Below are 18,478 nucleotides of genomic sequence, written 5' to 3'. Positions count from 1 at the left end.
GAGGCGCCCTGGTCTCAGGGAAACTCGAAGGTGAACTCCGCGCTGCCGTCGGCGATGCCGGCCTTGACCGCTCCGTCGACCGGCGCCGTTCGGATGTAGTGGGCCCGCAGCGTCAGGACGGCCTGGTCGCCGACGCGCTGCATGTCATACGCGGCGCCGAAACGGACCGGGACTTTGCCGGTATCGTTGATCATGGCGATGCCTATGCCCTCGGCGGCTTCAGACCCGGGCTTCAGGTTCAGCACATGGGGATCGGTGTTGGGGCCGTACTTGTCGGCAAAAGTAATGGTCGGCTTGGCCGAGGCGCTGCATTGGGTGAGCACGATGGAGAATTCCTTGGCAGGCGAGGTGGCTCCCGGTGTATCGAACAGAGAGAGGGGCAGGTCTCCCAGCGAGACAGGGATCGTCCGGTAGGCGCCGACCTCGCATTTGTTGGGGACGATTACCCCCGTGCCGCCGCCAATGCCGATGACGCCGGTGCCCTGGTAGGAAAACGGCAGGCTGCCGCAGACGCCGGTAATGCCCGGTGTCCAGACGGGAAAGTTCTGGATGGCCTCGCCGTAGCTCACCGCGCCCTGCTGGTAGTTGATGGCATAGAGCATCAGCGTGATGTTGGGGTCCACGCCCGTCACTTTCAGTTCACCGCTGGGCAGGTTGGCCGCGGCGTCGGTCAGTATCAGGCGTTGAATGTACTCGGTGACGGTGGAGTTTTTCTGCGACGCGGACCCGGCGGTGTCGTAGTACACAGGACGCTTGTCCAGGACCACGGGCAGCGTGCCGGGTTTGATCCGTCTTTCGACGCCGTCGGCGCCCATGACGGATACCTGTAGCCCGATGCCGGGTACGTTTGTCTGCGCCGTGCCGTCGGCGGCCACGCCTGTATTGGGGCCCCACTGCGCAGCGGCAACCAGTTCGTGGAGGATGCCTGCTCCCACGCCCGAACCAAGCTGGAAATTGTTGAATAGCCCGGCGCCCCGCTCGAACAGCACATCGCCGATCTGCGAGGAACTGGTCAGCGGCGAGACTTCACGCCAGGGGCCGCCGGCCTGGTTCGACTGGCTGCAATGGATGGCGGGGCGGTTCATGACCAGTTCGCCGCGAACCGGGGCGCACGGCAATGCCACCGCGGCGGCCAGCAGGAGTAGGGCGGGCCGTGCCGGTTTTTCGATCGTACGGGTGCGTACGGGAATAGAGAGCTTGCTCATCAGGGTGTACTCCTGGATGCCGGGATCGGCTCGGACTCAGTTTGCGGCTGCGAGCGCTGCCGCGCCGTGGATCAGCTCGCCGGTGTCATCGGCGGCCTCGTAGCGCAGCGTGCTTGCGTGCGCCTGGGGTTGATGGCCGGCGGGCAGCGCGAAGCGGGCGGTGGCGTAGGGCGGCAAGGTCAAGCCGTCCAGGCGTTGCACGCCCGCCGCGGCGGGAAGCTCCAGCCGCGCCAGGGACACATGGAAAGGGGTGGGGTTGTGCGCTTCCAGCAGCCATGGCGCCGCGACGTCACCCGTGCGCCGATACTTCCAAGCGACTTGCGCCGGGGCCTCCCGAGGATCGCCTTGCAACTCCGGCGGACGGAACAAGACCTTCATCCGCAGCCGGAATGACAGCTGCAGCTGGTTGCGGCGCGATAGCCGCAGCGAGGGGATTTCAAGGAAATTGATCCAGAATGCCGATTCGCGGTCGCGCGGCAGGGGTTCGCCCGTGTAGCGCAGTTCCAGCGCCTTGCGCTCGCCGGCATCCAGCCGGTAGACCGGGGGTGTCAGCACGAAAGGAACGGGCAGCTTGCTGGGATCGGTGCGCGCCTGCGCTTGCTCCTGATCCAGCCAAGTCTGCACCAGGATGGGTATCTCCCCCGAGTTGCTGGTGCGTATCGTTAGCGACCTGGCTTGCGCAGGATAGATGAAGCGTGTGCCGGTCACGGTCAGATCCGCATGCGCCCAGGCTGCCATGCCGGCCATCGGCAGGCAGGCGGCCAGGCGCAGCGCGCATGCGCGCAGAAGGCGCATCATCGGCGCGCCACCGGGCCGGGACCCGCAGGCCTGCCGCCGTCCGCCGGCATCGGCGCGCAGGTAAGGGAAAGCGCGTCGTAACCCCGGGCGCGTTGCCGCGCGCGCTCGGGCAGAGCGTAGTCGATGGCGCAGCGCTGCTGCGGCCCGGGTCCCCACTGCACGATGACGCGGCCTTGATCCTGCTCCACCCGCATGACGATTCGGCTGCCCTGGCCCACCGCGCCCACCGGCTTGCCGTCGGCGGCGTTCAGCACTTCCGCGCCAAAGGGCAGCGCGGCGCCGTCGGCCTGGCGGGCGTCGATCAACACCGGCCGGGCCACGCGGGTCGGGTAGGACAGCAGCACGACTGCGCCGGCGCGGGGCGCCACGTTGCGCGAACTGGCCTGCAGCTCTACGTCGTCGGGAATGTCGCGCGGATCGATGTCGACGGTGTTGAGCTGGTATGGGCTCAGGCTGGCGACGACGCCGTAGCCGCGGCCGTCCAGGCGGTCGCCGCCGTGGCCGATCTGCGCGCCTTCCGCGTGGTCAGCGCTTACCAACGCGATTGTTTCCCCCAACGTCTGCGAGAAGGTCACGCCGCCAGCATGGACAAGCACCCCGCCCGACGCGTTCAGCGACGCCTGGCGGTAGCCTGCTCCCTGCGAAATACCGGCTCCCACCCAGGACTGCGGCAGCCGGTAGCCGATGTTTGCGCTTGCCGAGTTGGCGTTCTCGCGGCTGGCATGAGACGCGGATACCGAATAGGTGCCGCGGTCGGACTCGCCCATCGAGCCGGCGACCGAGGTGGTGAAGTTGGCGCCGGCGCGGGAATCGGCGCTGTAGTAGCTGTTGAGCGTAGGGGCGCCGCGCTCGGCCCGCCCCAGGGGAATCGAAAGGTTCACGGTGACCAGGGTGGAATTGTCGCGGCCGCCGCCCCGGTAGGAATTGCGGGTGGCCAGGTTCTGCATGCGCTGCACGCCGAAGGAATAGGAAATGTCGCGCCAACGGTTGCTGTAGCCCAGCGCGAAGTTGATGGTGTTGCCACGGCCTTGCCAGTATTGGATGGCCGACCCCGACAGATAGACGTTTCCGCCGTTGCCCCCCAGTTGCTGGCTGATGTTGGCGTCGAGCCGCCCGCGCGTGCGGCCCACGTCGCCGAACCAGCGGTAGCGCTGCGGCGCGCCTTGCAGCGCGATGCTCTCGCGCAAGCCCACGAAGCCGCTGGTGGAATAGCGGTAGGCCAGGAGCGAAAAGTTGGTACCGCTATTGGGCAGGTTCTTGCTGTACGACAGGCGGTAGCTGGCGCCCGTCCGCGTGCCTTCGTCCGGCAGCTCGGCGCGGGATAGCGTGACGTCGGCCGCGAATGCGCCCAGCGCGGTGTTCACGGCGGCGCCAGCCAGCGCCGAACCATAGTGCCGGGTGAAAGCGAGGCCGCCGTAACCCGTGTACATGTCGCCCAGCCCGCGCTTGAACGTGCCCTGCAGCAAATATTGTGAGCTGCTGCCCAGGCCCAGATCTATCGCCCGCCCCGCGGTCAGACTGTAGCGGCTGGTGCCGGGCCGCAGCAGTTGGACTGTCGTGGCGAAGGGCACGACGAAGCTGCGCGCGCTACCGTCCGCCTCCACGATGCGCACGTCCAGGTCGCCGCCATATCCCGCCGCCTGCAGGTCTTCGAGCGCGAAGGGGCCGGGCGCCACGGTGGTTTCGTATACGAGGTAGCCACGCTGATACACCGATACCTGGGCATTGCTGTTGGCCGTGCCGCGGACAACCGGGGTATAGGAACGCAACGCGCTGGGCAGCATGCGTTCGTCGCTGGCCAGTTGCACGCCCCGAAACGATACGGAGTCGAACAGGTCGCCGTCGGTGGAACTCTCTCCCATCAACAGCTGCGACTTCCATGCCGGTACGTCGGTCTTCAGATAGGTGTAGCCGCGCTGATAGTTCGCGCCGTGGCCCGGAGACCAGGTTGCGCTGCCGTAGTGGCGCAGCCGGAATGCGCCCACGTTGATGCCGGCATTCAGGCCCGCATAACCGCGCGTGGTGCGTGTGCCGCGGCTTTCAGAGGTGAAGAGATTGCTGTTGTAGTTCAGCCGGGCCGCGGTCACGCCGAAGTCCCAGTTCGACGGATCCACGTAGACGCCGGGCGTGGAGATGCGCAGATAGTACTTGGGTACGGTGAGATAGAGCTTCTGTTCGGCCACCTCCAATTTGACCTGCGCGCCGGGCACGTAGCGCGACAGCTCGCCGCAGGCTGCGGTAGCGTATAGCGCAAGCATGCCCTCGCCGCGCGCGGCCTTGTCGACGTCCAGGCCCAGGCGCGCCAGCAATGCGCTGTCATAGCACGGCGTGGTGCTGTCGCTGCCGGCCAGGAGGCGGAACGGGACCTCCTCCACGCCGCGCCACTGGCCGTTGACGTAGACGTCCAGCTTGTGCAGGCCGGGCTCCATGAAGTTGCCGCGCTCGAAGCGGCTGGTGTCGATGGCCGTGCCGCCTGCGCCTTGGAACATCATCTGGGGGTCGAAGAACGCCTGCTTGCCGTGTACGGGAGCGACCCAGGCCGCCGCCAGCGCGGCGGCAAGACCGGATGCGAGCCTTTCGGCCGCCCGGCGCCGGTTCGCGGGGCGAGCAAGGTCAGGCAAGCGGGGGCAAGCCCTTGCGTGTAGATTTTCCATCGGGACGTGTCAGCTCTGTGGTTCGCGGGCGCAAGCCGCGCCGCGCCTTTACTCGGTAACGGCCTGCTCTGCCTTGGTGGTTCCGCCGTAGTCGGTGATGACCTCGTACCGGACCGAGACCGGGCCCGCGGGTTTGGCCGCGCGGGGCGGCAACGCGAAGCGCGCGGTGTCGAATGGGGCGACCATGCCACCCTCGAGCGCGCTGCGCTTGTCGCCCGCGACCAGATCGACGCTGGCGAAGGAGACGTGGTAAGGCGTCGGGTTCGTGACTTCCAGCGCCCGTCCGCGCAGCTTCCAGCTCAACAGGGCCGGCGCGGCCTGGACGTGGGGGCGCAGCGAGGCGGGCCTGAAGAACACCTTGATGCGCGAGCGGAACTGGAAGATCAACACATTGGAGTCGTTCGGATCGCGCGGCGGCGTCTCCAGCACGTTGAGATAGAACAGGCTCTCGCGATCTGCGGGCAGCGGCTCGCGGGTGTAAGAGATCCGCAGCACGGCGCCGCTGTCCGGGTCCACACGCACGACCGCGGGCGCCAGGACGAAAGGCACGCGCATGTCCGCCGGTGACCTGTCCGCATTGCCATCGTCCAGCCAGCTCTGCGCCAGCACGGGGCCGGCGCCCGCGTTGCGGATGGCCAGCGTCGTGTCGCGGGAATCCGGTGAGATGACCAGGCGCGTGCTTTGCAGCACCAGTCCGGCCCGGACCGGTGTAGCCCAGGCGCACAGGGTCATGGCGCAGACGGCCGTCAGGGATGAAACGATGCGCGCTATCGACGCCATGACTGGCCCGCGCTTAGTTGTAGGACAGCAGATACTTGATGCTCGACGCGCCGGAGCCAGCGCCCGCCGCGCCGCCGACCTCGACATACTTGGCGGCGTACTTGAGTTCCGCCGTGCCCGGATTGCCCGTGATCGTGGCGACCTGCGGCGTGATTTCCGAACCGCCAATGGGAATGATGCCGGTGTTGCCAGCCGCGTTGTTGCGGATCTGGATCTCCACGTTGGGCGCGCGGTCGGCGTCCAGCAGCGCCAGGTTGCCCGCTGAGGTGCCGTTGGTCGGGTCGAACATGATGCGGACCTTCCTGCCGTCGGTGCAGCCTGCCCCGCCTGCAAGATTCAGCTGGAACTCGGCTTCGACGGCATTGCCCAGACCGACTTCTTCCGGCGTGGGCGTGCCCAGCTGCACTGTCTGCGTGTTGCCCAGGCCCGGGGTGTTGCCATTGATGTCGCAACCTGGCGCGCGGATGACGCCCATGAAGTTGATGACGCCGTCGACCGCATGGGCAGGTACCGGCGCGAGCACGGAGATCAGGGCTCCGGAGGCCAGGAGAGAGGCGACGAGACTGCGTTTCATGTTGTGTTTCCTTTGAAGCTAGGCTTGCCCGCGGCGATCGAAACTGCCCCGGGCGCGAGACGGACCGGGGTCCTTGCGCGTCCGGAAAGCAGCGATCTTTCTGGGGATTCATGTAAGGCCGGACGCCGCGAATGCGGTGATATCCAGGCGGTTCGTACCCGTCGGCCGCATGCTCGAATCTGTGCGAGCCGGCGAGTACGAACACTTTATGGGGCAGGGCCGGGAAATTTAGTCGGAAGACATCGATTTCCGCGTCTGAGGATTACGAATTTGCGTAGGGTTGCGTTGGCCGGGGAGGTTGCGGATGCGCCGGGTGGTCAGAGGCATCCGGCCAGACCTCGCGTTGCGCGATCCGCAATACTGCAGTAGTGGAAGTCATGCCCGCGCTGCCGGGCGCATGGCCGAATGCGGGCTTTTTGTGATCGGGGGCCAGCGGTCCGAGGGTTGGAATCGGCTCACTTGTATTCAAGCGTGAACGTGGCGGTGCCATTCGCCACCCCGGCCGTCACCTGATCATCTTGCGTCTGTTCAACCGACGACGGATTGGCTGGCGCTGTTGAGCGGATGGACGAAGGTGTAGCCCTGCCCATAGCTCGTGCGCAGCGGCAGTTCGATTCCCGCCATGCGCGCTCTCCGGCGCAGGCGGCCGACCACGCTGGAAACGATGGCGCGTTGCAGATGCACGGGGCGGCCCGCGGCATCCGGCCAGACCTCGCGGTGCAGGTCCGCAATGCTGCAGTATTGGAAGTCATGCCCGCGCAGGCACGACAGCAGTGCAAATTCCTTGTTGCTCAACGCGATCTTGCCCGCGCTGTCAGGCGCGTGCAGCGCTTTCTCCGTTTCGACCAGCGCCCATTCGCGGACCGGCGTCACGCGGACCGTCGCGATGGTCCCCGCCAGGGCGCGGCGCTGCCGCGCCAGGGCTTCGGGGGCAGTGGCGGCTTCACGCTGCAGGCGCGTACGCAATGCCGAGGACAGGCGTTCCAGGCTGCTCAGCGCCGCCAGCAGTTCATCGATGCCCGCGTTCGAGGCCAGGCAGGCGTCGGCGCCGGCGCATATCAGTTCGGCCCGCGCGTTGGAGGAGTCATTGGCGGTGATCATGACCACCAGTCCGGCGACGTAGGGGCCGCGTCGCGCGCCCAGCATGGCGGCCAGCCACTCCACGCTGCCGTGCATGACGACATAGTGCAATCCTGGCTCGGCCAGCTGCTCCTGCAATCGAAGGACGGATTGGGTCAGGCATACCATCTGGACGCGGTCGCCCAGTCCCTGCACCAGCGTCGCGGCCGGCTCTATGGCTTCGACGCAAACATGGACGGTGTGGTTGAAAGCGGGTTTTTTCATGATCAGTGGCCTGTGGTTCGTGGGTTCGATGGGGCTTATTTGTATTCAAGCGTGAACGTGGCCGTGCCGTTCGCCACGCCGACGGTAACCTGGTTTGCAGTCTGGTAGTAGCGAGCGTGGAATGGCACGTCGTAGACACCGTCCTTGGACATGCCGACCAAGTTGCTTTGGCCGTAGGTGACCGGCTGGCGGTCTTTGTCCAGGATCTGGATGCCCACGCCGGTCGCCGCATTGGCGTCGGGGCTCAAGGCGATCACGCCGGGTATCCCCGAGGCGTCGGGTTTGGCGTCCATGCGCAGGTACACGGCATTCAGTTCGGGCTTGGCTTCGCGGCAGTTCAGCTGGATGTTGAAGCGCTGTTCGGCGGCGGTGCTGCCGACCGAGCTGAACAGGTTCTTCCAGACCTTGCCTAACTGGACGGGCGCGGTAGGGGCGGCGGTGCATGACGGGGTGACGATGGACGTGGAGCGCCCGCTGACGGTCACTTGCAGAGCCTTCAGCGGCTCGTGGGACGAGTACATGGCTGCGTACTGTCCTGGTTCGAGAGCTCCGTTCCCGGTGGTTTGGCCAATCTTGAAGAGCTGGGCATGTATTACCCAGTTGGGGCTGGTGCTTGTTCCGTAGCTGCCCTTGCCCATGGGCGACGTGATGGGGAAATACTGGGTTCCGTCCTGCTCCCACATCCGAAATCCGATTCGAATGCCGATGCCGGGAATGTTCGTCCGAAACACGGAGTTGGAGCCGCTTACCGGCGCTCCTTTCAGGATGGAGCCCATCCTGGCGCCGTCGATTTTGCTTTTCCTGCAATCGATCAGGACTATGCTCTTATGGCTGATCCGAAATCTCTTGTCAGCTATCGGGCTGGTCAGGCTCACCGGCGTGTTCGGCGGTACGACAACGGGACCAAAGTCCAGAGTGATCACATTCTTGTCTATCCCTTCTCCCAGTACGCATTGCGCGAGAGTTTGCGGCGCATACCCGAACGACATCAGCGCCAGGAGTGCCGCGGCCAACATGCCGCCTATGTGTTTTCCTTTGACCGCGTGAGGTGCTTTCATCTCATATCCGTTCATGTGTCTTGCGATTTTCAATGCGCGCATCATTGGCACACGTAGCTGACTTCCCGTATGGGGGCGGGACGCTCCTCTTGCGGCAGGCTGTAGGACACGCCACAGCTGTCGCTGGCGCCACGGCCCCACACGATGCGCATCTTTCCGGACTGTTGAGCACCCGTCACGAAGGCCTGGCCGTCCGGCCCCACGATGCCGATTTCCTGGCCCGCTTCGTCGTCGATGCGCGCCCCGAACGGCACCACGCTGTTGTCCTTGCGGGTTAGCGTCATCATCAGGCGATAGCCCACGACCGTATCGAATCCCGCCTGTATCACCGCGCCACGGGTGGGAACCAAGTTCACCGCCGCGTTCCTGACTTCAACGGTGTCGCCCAGGTCAGCGGTGCGCATGGCCAGGCGATTGGAACGGTAGGGGCTCAGGCTCGGAACGATGGCGTAGCCGCTGGCGTTGGTGCTCACGCCTGGATGCGATTCGAAGCGCACATCCTCGGCTGACGGCGCGCGCACCAGGGCAACGGTTTCACCCAGGGGTTGGCCCAGCGTCACGCCGTCGGCATGCGCCACGATCCCGCCCGACAGGCCCAGGTTGATCTGGTTGTAGCCGCGTCCCTGCGACGCACCCAGATCGAAGCGGCCAATCTTGGACAGATAGCTGGCGTTGCCGGTGCTGCTGACGCCGCTCTGATTGGACGTGGCGGCCGTCAGGTTGTAGGTAAGCTGGTCGTCTTCGAGCGCGGAGCCGAAAACGCTGGCCTGGTGGCTGGTCTGGCCGTTGTTGCCCGTGACCACGGAATACTGCGCGCTGCTGCGCGAGGTACCCAGCGGAATCGACACGGACAACATGACTTGACGGTCGTTCGAACCATTGCGGCCAGTGTTCATGTTGACGAAGACGTTGTAGCTGACCTGCCTGTAGAAGCCGGAGTATCCGACCTGGATCAGCCGTTCCTTCTGATTCGTCTGCCAGTACGATTGCTGGCGCGCCGACGCGTAGACCGACCCCCAGGAACCGAGCGACTGGGCCACGTCCAACCGCAGTTCATTGCGGCGGTTGGGCATTCTGCCGCCCAGTTCGAATTCGTCGGCGCCGGTCGCTTCCTGGAAAGTCCTGTAGCCGCTGGTGGAATAGCGATAGCCGGCGATGCGGAAATTCGTGCCTGCTTCGTCGAATGACTTGGCATACAGGAAGCGCACCGATTGCCCCTGAGTCTTCAAGCGCTCGGTGGAGGTGCGGGCATGTGACAGATCCAGGGAAACCGCGCCGAAACTGCGCAGGTTCTTGCCCACGCCCACCAGTCCGGATTGATAGATGCTGGCTGCGGTGACGCCACCATACAGCGAGAATTCCTGGCCCAGGCCGCGCGCGACGGTGCCTTGCACAAAGGTGGGCTCGCGTTCGCTGGAACCGTAGGCGTTGCGGTAGCGCCCGGCGGTGGCGCTGTAGCGCCAGGTGCCTTCGCGCAACAGCGTGGGCACCGAGGCATAGGCTTGCACGTAGCGGTTCTGGCGGCCGTCCGATTCCGTAATGGTGACTTCCAGGTCCCCGCCGGAGGAGGAGGGGTACAGATCGTCCAGCACGAAGGCGCCGGGCGCGACATAGGTGCTGTACACGATGTAGCCGTTCTGTCTGACGGTGACCAGCGCATTGGTCCGCGCGATGCCACGTATGGTGGGCGCGTAGCCTTGCATGCTGTCCGGCAGCATGGAGTCGTCCGAAGAGACCTGCACGCCGCGGAACGGCACGCTGTCGAAGAAGTTGCCGGGCGTGTTGCCGTCGCCGATCAACAGTTGGCCATTGATCGAGCGCAAGTCGCGCTGCAGATTGGTTTCCACCGTCTGCCATTTGCCGCGGCCGTCGGAGCCGCGGTTGTAGTTGGAGCTATGGCGCAGGCGCCAGTCGCCAAAGTTGAAGCCGCCGCGCAGGCCGGCGAAGCCCATATAGGGCGATTCGGCGCCGTTCTTGGATGAGCCGTCGTCGCTGCGGGATGAACCGCCGCCTTGGCGGGACATGTTGAGCTGATAGTCCAGCAAGGCCGCGGTGATGCCTCTATCCCAGCGGGTCGGATCGACAGAATCGCGGGCCGTGCGTTTGACTGCGGCCTGCGGAATGCTCAGGAGCAGCCGCTGTTTTCCTCCGTCGAAGCTCACCGTCGCATCCTGTATCAGCGCGGCCAGGTCCACGCAGGAGCCGTCCGCGCCTGCCGATTCGGGCAGCGCGGCCATATTGACGCCCCAGGTTTCCAGCTGGTTTCGGGTCAGACAGACCGAGGGCTGCTGCTGGCCTTCCTGGGCTTGGATGATGATTCTGCTCTTGCCCAGCGACTGGTCGTTGACGATTACGTCGGCCAGGTACTCGCCCGGCAGCACGCTATTGCCGAAACTGAAGATGGACAGGTCTGCCTGCGGCTGGTCGCCACCCGTGCCGAGGAATTCCTGATTGAAGACAGCGCCCGCCGGCTCGGCGGCCTGGCCTGAAAAGGAGGCCAGGCCCAGCAACAGCGATGCCAATGCCGCGGAAGGGGGCATGCGACCCTGCGATACGCCTTTCATTGCTTGAGCTCCGGGCGTTAGCGGCTTGCGGCAGGCGCGATGGGTTCGGCCTTGACGTGAACCGGGACCTGCGCGCTGGGCACGCGGACTTTTTCCTCGGGAGTCTCGGCGCCGTAGTCGTTGATGGTCGTGAACACGACGTCCAGGTCTCTAGGCGCGGACAGTCCGGACAAGGGGTACTCCAGCACGGCGCCGGGCGACACCATTCCGCCGTTGATCTGCTGTTGGCCGTTGTTGATGTTCAGCGTGGCGAAGGTGACGTGATAGGCGGAAGGATTGGCGATCTTCAGCACCGCGCCGTTGCCGCCGGAGGCGACAGCCCATTGCAGCTGCTGACGCTGTTCGCCAGGTTTGCCCGCCAGGCCCGCAGGCCGGTAGAACAGTTTGATGCGGGTGCGCACTGCGATCTGCAGCACGTTCTCGTCCGGGCTCTTTTCCGGGATTTCCTTGACGTTCAACCAGAACACCGATTCGCGGTCGAGAGGCAGATTGCCGGCCAAGCGCAGTATGCGCAGCACGTTTTCCTGGCCGGGGTCCAGCCGCGACAGCGGCGGGCTGGCCACGAACGGCGTTTTTGTATTGCCTTCGCCGCTATCGATCCAGGCCTGCACGACGTAAGGGGACGTGCCGGTGTTCTTGACGGGAATGGAGGACTCGCGGTCCTTCTCATTGAAAATGACGCGGGTGCCGCCGACCAGTACGCCAGCCATTGCATTGGCGTGGGCCAGCGTGGCCGCCAGGGCGAAAATCATGAAGGGTCGCGCCTTGAGCACGAACTGTTGCGCGATGTCTTTCAGCATGAGGATCTCGATGTCTTGCTCGCAAGCCTTCCATGGGCTTTGGCGGCGATTCAGGTCGCGGTTCCGTTGGAACCGTCTGCTCTGTGGAGGCTTGGCGCCGGCCCCGCGCGGGGCCGGCGGTCGGGCAAAACGGCGTCAGTTGTAGTTCACCGTGAACTGCGCGGTGGCGTTGGCCGGGCCGGGGGTGACGGTGGCGGCGGTCGAAACGTAGGCGGCCTCGAACTTCAGGTTGTTGGTGCCAACGCCGAGTACATACTTCGGGGAGGGCGAACCCAACGCGATCTTGGCGCGTGAAGCGTCACGCAGTTCGACGGCGACGCCGGAGGCGCTGGCGGTCAGGCCGCCCGAATTCGAGATGGCAAGCACGTCGGTGCTGATGCTGTCCGGCGTGCCGCTGAACGTGATGCTCGCGCCCTTGGCCGATGCGCTGCAATCGGTCAGCTGGATCTCGAATTGGGCGGGAGTCGAATGCTTGCCCGCGGCGCCGTCCATGCTGGCGCGCGAAACCTTGCCGAGGGGGACGACCAGATTCGTCGCGCCAGGGGAGACCGAGCAAGGCGCATCGACGATTTCGCCGTTGAATTGGACACGTCCGTCTTCGGCCAGGGCGGCTTGGGAAACCGCTGCCGCCGTGGCGAGCAGGGCAAACTTGGCAATCGTATTCTTGTTCATGGAAGTAAATATCCTGAGTCGATTAATAATCAAAAGCGCCGCCTGGGGTTATTGAAAACAGGGGGCGACCGACTTTCGAAATGCTGTCTTTCGGTTTTCAGGAATTAACTTCCGTGCGATCCGGCTATTATCGAAATTCAATTCGAATATCGATGAAAGGGCGCAGTCAAATAATCCATTTTTCTGCTCCTCCGAATCCCGCTGCCTGCATTTCGTCGGTGACTGAAAATTAATGGAATCAGGATTCTGATAGTGTAGGAATCCTCCCTTCTTGTTGTATGAAATTTCATATGAAAAAGATGATTGGCGATTCTTGCCAATAATTGCCAATATTGTCCGAATAAGGCGTCTTGATTGGTATTTTTTGGGCTCTTCTGGATCGTGATTTGAAAGCAACGTTTCAACGGTTTTACTGACGCGCGGACGTGTGCAATAGGATGACGGCAGGCCTTCTGCGATAAAATCGCCGGTGCGCAGCGCATACCAAATCCAGCCACAGGCACGACCACCGACACTCTCCAGATGAAGCCGGAAGTTCTTGCGAGCGCCATGCAGCGCAGCGGCGTCGTCCGCGCCCGGTCGGCGGTTGGGGCGGCCGCCATTCTTGTCTCCCTATGCGCACTGGGCGCACCGACTGCTGCCGCGTTCTGGCAGCGGTTCGCATTGGCCGAGCCCCTGTCCTGGGCGCTAAACGGCGTATTGCTTCTTGCCCTTCTGTGGGTCGGGCTGATACTGAAACGCACCACGGCACAAGACCGCGATCCGCAGCGGCGCTTGCAGCAAGCCGTGCATCTGATCGCTGCGGCCCCCGTGGATATGTCCGTCCGCGAAAAGTCGCTGCGCATGGTCGGATCCAGCGCGGGTATGCAGCGCTTCGCAGACATTGTCATCAGGAATGGGTGGTCGAGACCCGAGTACATCGATCTGGGGTTCTTGTCCGGCGAGGAGAAAGACCAGATTCCGTTGCCGCGCAACACGGCCGAGGTCGTGCAGGTGTATCGCGCCGCAGTGGCCACGGGGGAAACTTGTGCGTTCGATTTTTACAATGTGCTGGAGGCTGTCGGCATCAGGGCGCCATACCAAGGGCTGGCCGCGCCTATACGCGGGTTGGATAGCCACGTCATTGGCGTGCTATGCGTGGGCAGCTACTTCCTGGGTCATAGCCAGTCGCTGGACGACTCGGCAGGCGCACACCGCAGGGCAGAGCGCATCAACAACATGAAGACCCGATTCCTGGCTGCGGTCAGCCGAGATGTGCGCAATCCCTTGAACGCCATGGCGGGCCTGTTGGAAATGGCGTCCTTTGACGCCGCGATGCCGCGGCAGTCGAAAGAAATGTTGGCGACCGTGCGTTTGTCCACCCAGTCTCTGCTCCAGTTGATTCCGTCCATCGTCGATACGCGGAGGATGGAGACTGGCGATCTGGCGAGCGCGCGTGTATCCAATTCGGTGCCCAGGGTCTTGGCCGACGTGGCTTCGTTGTTCGCGCCTAGCGCCTACGAGAAGGGCATAAGCCTGACGGTCGAAGTGGCTCCCGGGGTTGCCGCCAGCCACATGATGGACGTTCAGGGGCTGAATCAGTTGCTCAACAACTTTCTTTCCAACGCCATCCGGTACACGGAACGGGGTGGCGTCCGGATACATCTGGACGGCGCTCCGGTGGAGGATGGCCGGCAATGGCTCACGCTGTCGGTGATCGATACCGGTAGCGGCATAGACCCTTACATACAGCAGAAGCTGTCGGCGTCCCGCTACGAAGCGGGGTTGAGCGCCTCGCCCGATGGCGCCGGACTGGGCTTGCACTATTGCCGGCAGATAGTGGATCGTGTTGGAGGAACCATCCGCATCTCCAGCGTCGTGGGCGAGGGTACGCACGTCTATGTCCGCGTGCCGCTGATGCTTGGATCCGGCGAGCAGCCCGACCCGCCGCAAGAGATCATGCTCGGAATGACGCAGCGGCCCGCCACCGGGCTGCGGATGCTTGTGGTTGAAAGCGAGGCCGGCAACCGCCTGCTGTTGAAAAGCCAGTTGGAATTCCTCGGCCATGCCGTGCAGATGGCGATTGATGGCGCGCAGGGCTTGGCGTTGATTAGGGGAAGCGGGTTCGATCTGGTCGTCTGCGCTGGTGAGATGCCGGACATGGACGGAGCCGAGTTCACGCGGACGTTGCGCGCAGGCGCGGGCGAAAACGCGGCCATTCCCGTACTGGGATACACGGCCGGTGCGCGTCCAGAGGATCGCGAGACGGGCCTGCGGGCCGGCATGAACGAGGTGTTGGTCAAGCCCGCCGGTCTGCGGGCGTTGGCGGACGCCATTGATTCCTGTCTGCCGGCGGCGCGCGGCGCAAGCGCACTGGCGCGGGACGGAGCGGCATAGTGGTTCATCGCGAGCCTGGCGCCATGCTCACGCTTTCCGTGTTCCTGAACATGGCGTTGGTCGCGGCGCTGGTGGTCATGCTGGTCTGGATCGCGCTGCGCATTCTCGGCGCCAGGTCGCCGCGCCGCGAGCTGGCCGAGCTTGCGAGCTTGGCGGATACGCTGCCCGCCGGGATATTCATCCGGGATCTCGACCTGAATCTGGTGACGCGCAACGACGCGCTCAAGGAGTACGCAGCTATCTGTCGCCGCGAGGGTTGGAACCGCCCTCTGCATGTTCCGCAGGACTCCTTGTCCGCGCCGGCCTCCGGCAGCGACCTGCCGGCCAATCTGAACGAAATAATCCGCGACTATCGCCAAGTGCTGGCGAGCGGCGAAACCTTGGTCCGCGAACATCCGTTCCAGCATGATTCCACTTGCGGGGTGGCCGCGTGGGCGGCGCCGTTGCGAGGGGAGGACGGCACCCTCATCGGCTTGATTGGGGGTAGCGCGCGTTTTCGCGGTTTTCCCGACATGTTGCGTGACGTGTCCGAAACCCGGCTGAACATGGAAAGGGCCAATTTGATGAAGTCGACGTATCTGGCGTTCATCAGCCATGAGCTCCGTACCCCTCTGAACGCGATCATCGGCATGCTTGAACTGATCCTGTCGCGTGATGGACTTTCTGGCGCGGTGCGCGAGCGGCTTGCCATGTCGCGCCAGTCGGCGCAATCGCTGCTGTCGCTGATCGGTGGCCTGATCGACATATCCAAGCTGGAAACCGGTCACTTGCAGCTGCGGCGGCAGAATGTCGACCTGCGCGCGCTGGCGGCGGACACGCTGGCTCCGTTTCGGGCCGCAGCGCAGGCAAAGGGCCTGCAGCTAACACTGGACATCGGCGGCGACCTTGCCGAGCGTCATTTTTCGGATCCGATCCGCTTGAAGCAACTGCTGGATAACTTGTTATCCAATTCGGTCCGCTTTACGGATCATGGCCGCATCGATGTATCGCTGAGCGCCACGCGCGCGACGGAGGAGGTGCAGTGGATTGCGCTGTGCGTCGCGGACACCGGCCCCGGGATTGCCGAGGAGGTGCAGGCCAGACTGGCAGTGCCGCACTTTGAACCCATGGTTCGGGAACAAGGCGCAGGCATCGGACTGGGACTGTCCATATGCAGCGAATTGACGCGTCTGATGGGCGGTTCCATGGAAATATCCAGCACGGCCGGGCAGGGCGCCAGGGTAACGGTGCGCTTGCCCTTGGCGCTGCCGCCTTCGGAAAGCGCCACTGTGGCGGCGGCTACTGCGCCAATTGCGGCCGATGCCGGCGGCTTGCGCTTGCTCGTCATCGACGACCATGAAGCCAACCGGCTGCTGCTCAAGCATCAATTGCGGATGTTGAAGCATTCCGCGCAATTCGCGCAGAATGGCGCGGCCGGTCTGGCATTGGCGGAACGGCTGGAGTTTGATCTGATCATCTGCGACTGCGTCATGCCCGTCATGGACGGCACCGCTTTCACTGCCGCCTTGAGAGCCGGCGGCGGCATGAATGCGGCCACGCCGGTGCTGGGCTATACCGCCAGCGAACTTGAGCTCGATCTGGCTTCGGGCGCGCGTGCCAGCATGAACGCCGTGCTGATCAAGCCGGTGGATCTGCAGACGCTGCAGTCCTTCATCCTCGCGCATGCCAAGCGGCCGCCGGGCGGCACACCTAAGATACATTGAAGGGAGGGGCAGCATGTCGACAGTCTTGATTGTGGATGATCATCCAGCGTTTCGTCTGGTGCTCAGGACGCAAATCGCCCTATTGCCCAGCGCCAGCCGGATACTGGAAGCGGACAACGGGGTCGATACGCTGGCGCTGGCCCGCAGCGAACGCCCGGATCTGATCGTGCTTGATCTGGATATGCCCAAAATGGGCGGCCTGGAAGCCATTTCCAGAATCCTCGCCGTCAATCCGGACTTGCGGATACTGGTGGTGTCGGCGCATGATCCTTCGGTCTTCGCCTTGCGCGTGGCCGAGCTCGGCGCCTGTGGTTACGCCAGCAAGCGCCTGGAGATCAAGGAACTGGTCCGCTGCATCGAGTCCGTGCTGGCGGGCTACCGCGTGTTTCCGAACGCGGCCAAGACGGCCAACCAGGCGGATGTGGCAGACGCGTATCAGAAGAAACTCGAGCTGCTTTCCAACAAGGAAATGGTCGTCACGCAGATGCTGGCCCAAGGATTGAGCAACAAGGAAATCGGTGATGCGCTATTCATCAGCAATAAAACGGTCAGCACGCACAAGACCAGGATAATGACCAAATTGCAGATCGGTTCCTTGGTTGAATTGGTCGATTTCGCCAGAAAATCGAAAATATCGATGTGAAAACCTTATAGGACTTGTTTCCGAGTGAACAACCCAGCGGCTTCGGCCATGCATCCCGACCAGGAAAGCTCACAGGACCAGGCGGTGGCTGCGCTGCGCGATGAACTGCTTTCCAAGGTCGGTAACGACCGGAGCATCGCGGCGGAGCTGGCGCATAGCCTGCACGTCAACCACAGGAAGGACGTCGATGCCTTGCAGCTGGCGATCGGACAGGAGCAGTGGTTAGACGTCAAACGATATGCGCATCGAATTCTGAATACCGCGCAATTGCTGGGCTGCAGCGCCCTGGTTGAACTTTGTCTGCGCGTTGAGACCATGCTAGTCAGGGAGCCTGGGCAGGCGCGTGAGGAGCTTTTGGCGGACTACGTCCCGGTCGTCAAGAATCTGAGCGCGGTTCTGGAGCGCGTGAGCCGCACATTCTGAATCCTCCTACATTTTTCGTTCCCGAAGCGCCTTAGAGTGGCTGTATGTGAATTTCCTCCCCTGTCCACCAGGAATGATGTATGAAACGCGCTGCAGCGCAATGCCAGCAACTTGGCGACCACGAAGTCATGTTGATGGCATGGCGAGGCAACGGCTTGAGCGTCGCCCTACAGCCGCAATTCAACCTGCTGAATGGCGAAATGGTCGCCGCGGAATGTCTGGCTCGTTGGAAACACCCGACCATGGGCGATATCAGCCCGGCTGATTTCGTGCCCGCCGTCCATCGACTGGGCCTGGATCTGTTTTTCTTCGAGCAGATCTGCCGGCTGGCGGTGGACGCGGCGCAGGCGCTGCAGGAGCAGGGAATCGACGTGCCGCTGGCGATCAACGCGTCGGCCTCAACCTTGGTCAGCCATGATGCGGTCGACGTCCTGACGGGCTATGCCGCCGCGGCAAACATCCCAATGACGCGCTTCCGGATCGAGCTGACCGAAGACCAGCCCATCACCCACCTTGAACTGCTGCGCAAGTCCTTGAAGAAATTCGCGAAGGCCGGCTGCCAGGTCAGCATGGACGATTTCGGAACCGGCTATGCTTCCTTGCAGCTATTGAACGCCCTGCCCATCGCCGAGCTGAAGATCGACGGACGCTTCGTGCGCCGCATCCGCCGCGACCGGAAAGCGCGGGAAATCACGCGTCTGTCGGTGTTGCTGGGGGAACGGCTAGGCCTGCGCGTAATCGCCGAAGGCATCGAAAGCGCGCCGGACATCGCTCTGCTCCAGTCCATGGGGTGCAGCCACGGGCAGGGCTATGTGCTGTCGCCGCCCGTCGTATTGTCCGAGTTCATCGAAAGCCGGAAGCGGTAGCCACGCCTGGCGCGAAAT

General features: G+C 63.8%; 15 protein-coding genes. 5 read left to right on the top strand and 10 right to left on the bottom strand.

The window, feature by feature from the left end; genetic code table 11:
* Positions 1-14: 14 nt before the first annotated feature.
* The 10 genes from IAG39_RS28850 to IAG39_RS28805 all read right to left on the bottom strand — a co-directional run bounded on the left by IAG39_RS28850 (position 15) and on the right by IAG39_RS28805 (position 12,449).
* Positions 15-1,205 carry a fimbrial protein gene (locus IAG39_RS28850; RefSeq protein ID WP_118931627.1) on the bottom strand — a complete coding sequence of 397 codons (1,191 nt, stop codon included), beginning with the start codon at positions 1,203-1,205 and terminating at the stop codon, positions 15-17.
* A 36-nt stretch (positions 1,206-1,241) separates the two neighbouring features.
* The gene (locus tag IAG39_RS28845) at positions 1,242-2,003 is read right to left on the bottom strand and encodes a molecular chaperone (protein ID WP_223283295.1); all 762 of its coding nucleotides are present in this window, start codon (positions 2,001-2,003) and stop codon (positions 1,242-1,244) included.
* Positions 2,000-4,624: a fimbria/pilus outer membrane usher protein gene (locus IAG39_RS28840; protein ID WP_118931628.1), complete on the bottom strand. Its 2,625-nt coding sequence runs from the start codon at positions 4,622-4,624 to the stop codon at positions 2,000-2,002. The genes IAG39_RS28845 and IAG39_RS28840 overlap by 4 nt, the downstream gene beginning before the upstream one ends.
* A gap of 81 nt (positions 4,625-4,705) precedes the next feature.
* Positions 4,706-5,437 carry a molecular chaperone gene (locus tag IAG39_RS28835; protein WP_223283296.1) on the bottom strand — a complete coding sequence of 244 codons (732 nt, stop codon included), beginning with the start codon at positions 5,435-5,437 and terminating at the stop codon, positions 4,706-4,708.
* Positions 5,438-5,450: 13 nt separating this feature from the next.
* On the bottom strand, positions 5,451-6,011 hold the full coding sequence (locus IAG39_RS28830; protein WP_059378141.1) for a fimbrial protein: 561 nt from the start codon (positions 6,009-6,011) through the stop codon (positions 5,451-5,453).
* 528 nt (positions 6,012-6,539) lie between these two features.
* Positions 6,540-7,355, bottom strand: coding sequence for a winged helix-turn-helix domain-containing protein (locus IAG39_RS28825; RefSeq protein ID WP_118931629.1), 816 nt, complete (start codon positions 7,353-7,355; stop codon positions 6,540-6,542).
* A gap of 35 nt (positions 7,356-7,390) precedes the next feature.
* Positions 7,391-8,413: a fimbrial protein gene (locus IAG39_RS28820; protein WP_165867776.1), complete on the bottom strand. Its 1,023-nt coding sequence runs from the start codon at positions 8,411-8,413 to the stop codon at positions 7,391-7,393.
* Positions 8,414-8,454: 41 nt separating this feature from the next.
* The gene (locus tag IAG39_RS28815) at positions 8,455-10,953 is read right to left on the bottom strand and encodes a fimbria/pilus outer membrane usher protein (RefSeq protein WP_223283297.1); all 2,499 of its coding nucleotides are present in this window, start codon (positions 10,951-10,953) and stop codon (positions 8,455-8,457) included.
* 41 nt (positions 10,954-10,994) lie between these two features.
* The gene (locus IAG39_RS28810) at positions 10,995-11,777 is read right to left on the bottom strand and encodes a molecular chaperone (RefSeq protein WP_118931632.1); all 783 of its coding nucleotides are present in this window, start codon (positions 11,775-11,777) and stop codon (positions 10,995-10,997) included.
* A gap of 135 nt (positions 11,778-11,912) precedes the next feature.
* Entirely contained in the window at positions 11,913-12,449 is a 537-nt protein-coding gene (locus IAG39_RS28805; protein WP_118931633.1) for a fimbrial protein, read from the bottom strand.
* Between the two features lie 522 nt (positions 12,450-12,971).
* Here IAG39_RS28805 and IAG39_RS28800 point away from each other — a divergent pair.
* From IAG39_RS28800 to IAG39_RS28780, 5 genes are all read left to right on the top strand, one after another.
* On the top strand, positions 12,972-14,825 hold the full coding sequence (locus tag IAG39_RS28800) for an ATP-binding protein (RefSeq protein WP_118931634.1): 1,854 nt from the start codon (positions 12,972-12,974) through the stop codon (positions 14,823-14,825).
* A 23-nt stretch (positions 14,826-14,848) separates the two neighbouring features.
* Entirely contained in the window at positions 14,849-16,528 is a 1,680-nt protein-coding gene (locus tag IAG39_RS28795; RefSeq protein ID WP_118931635.1) for an ATP-binding protein, read from the top strand.
* A gap of 13 nt (positions 16,529-16,541) precedes the next feature.
* The gene (locus IAG39_RS28790) at positions 16,542-17,171 is read left to right on the top strand and encodes a response regulator transcription factor (protein ID WP_118931636.1); all 630 of its coding nucleotides are present in this window, start codon (positions 16,542-16,544) and stop codon (positions 17,169-17,171) included.
* Positions 17,172-17,219: 48 nt separating this feature from the next.
* Entirely contained in the window at positions 17,220-17,594 is a 375-nt protein-coding gene (locus IAG39_RS28785) for an Hpt domain-containing protein (protein ID WP_118931637.1), read from the top strand.
* Between the two features lie 80 nt (positions 17,595-17,674).
* Positions 17,675-18,460, top strand: coding sequence for an EAL domain-containing protein (locus IAG39_RS28780; protein WP_118931638.1), 786 nt, complete (start codon positions 17,675-17,677; stop codon positions 18,458-18,460).
* Positions 18,461-18,478: the final 18 nt, after the last annotated feature.

Origin of the sequence: Achromobacter xylosoxidans (assembly GCF_014490035.1) — a bacterium.
Taxonomy (GTDB): Bacteria; Pseudomonadota; Gammaproteobacteria; order Burkholderiales; family Burkholderiaceae_B; genus Achromobacter; species Achromobacter bronchisepticus_A.
This window is presented reverse-complemented; position numbering and strand designations above follow the sequence as displayed.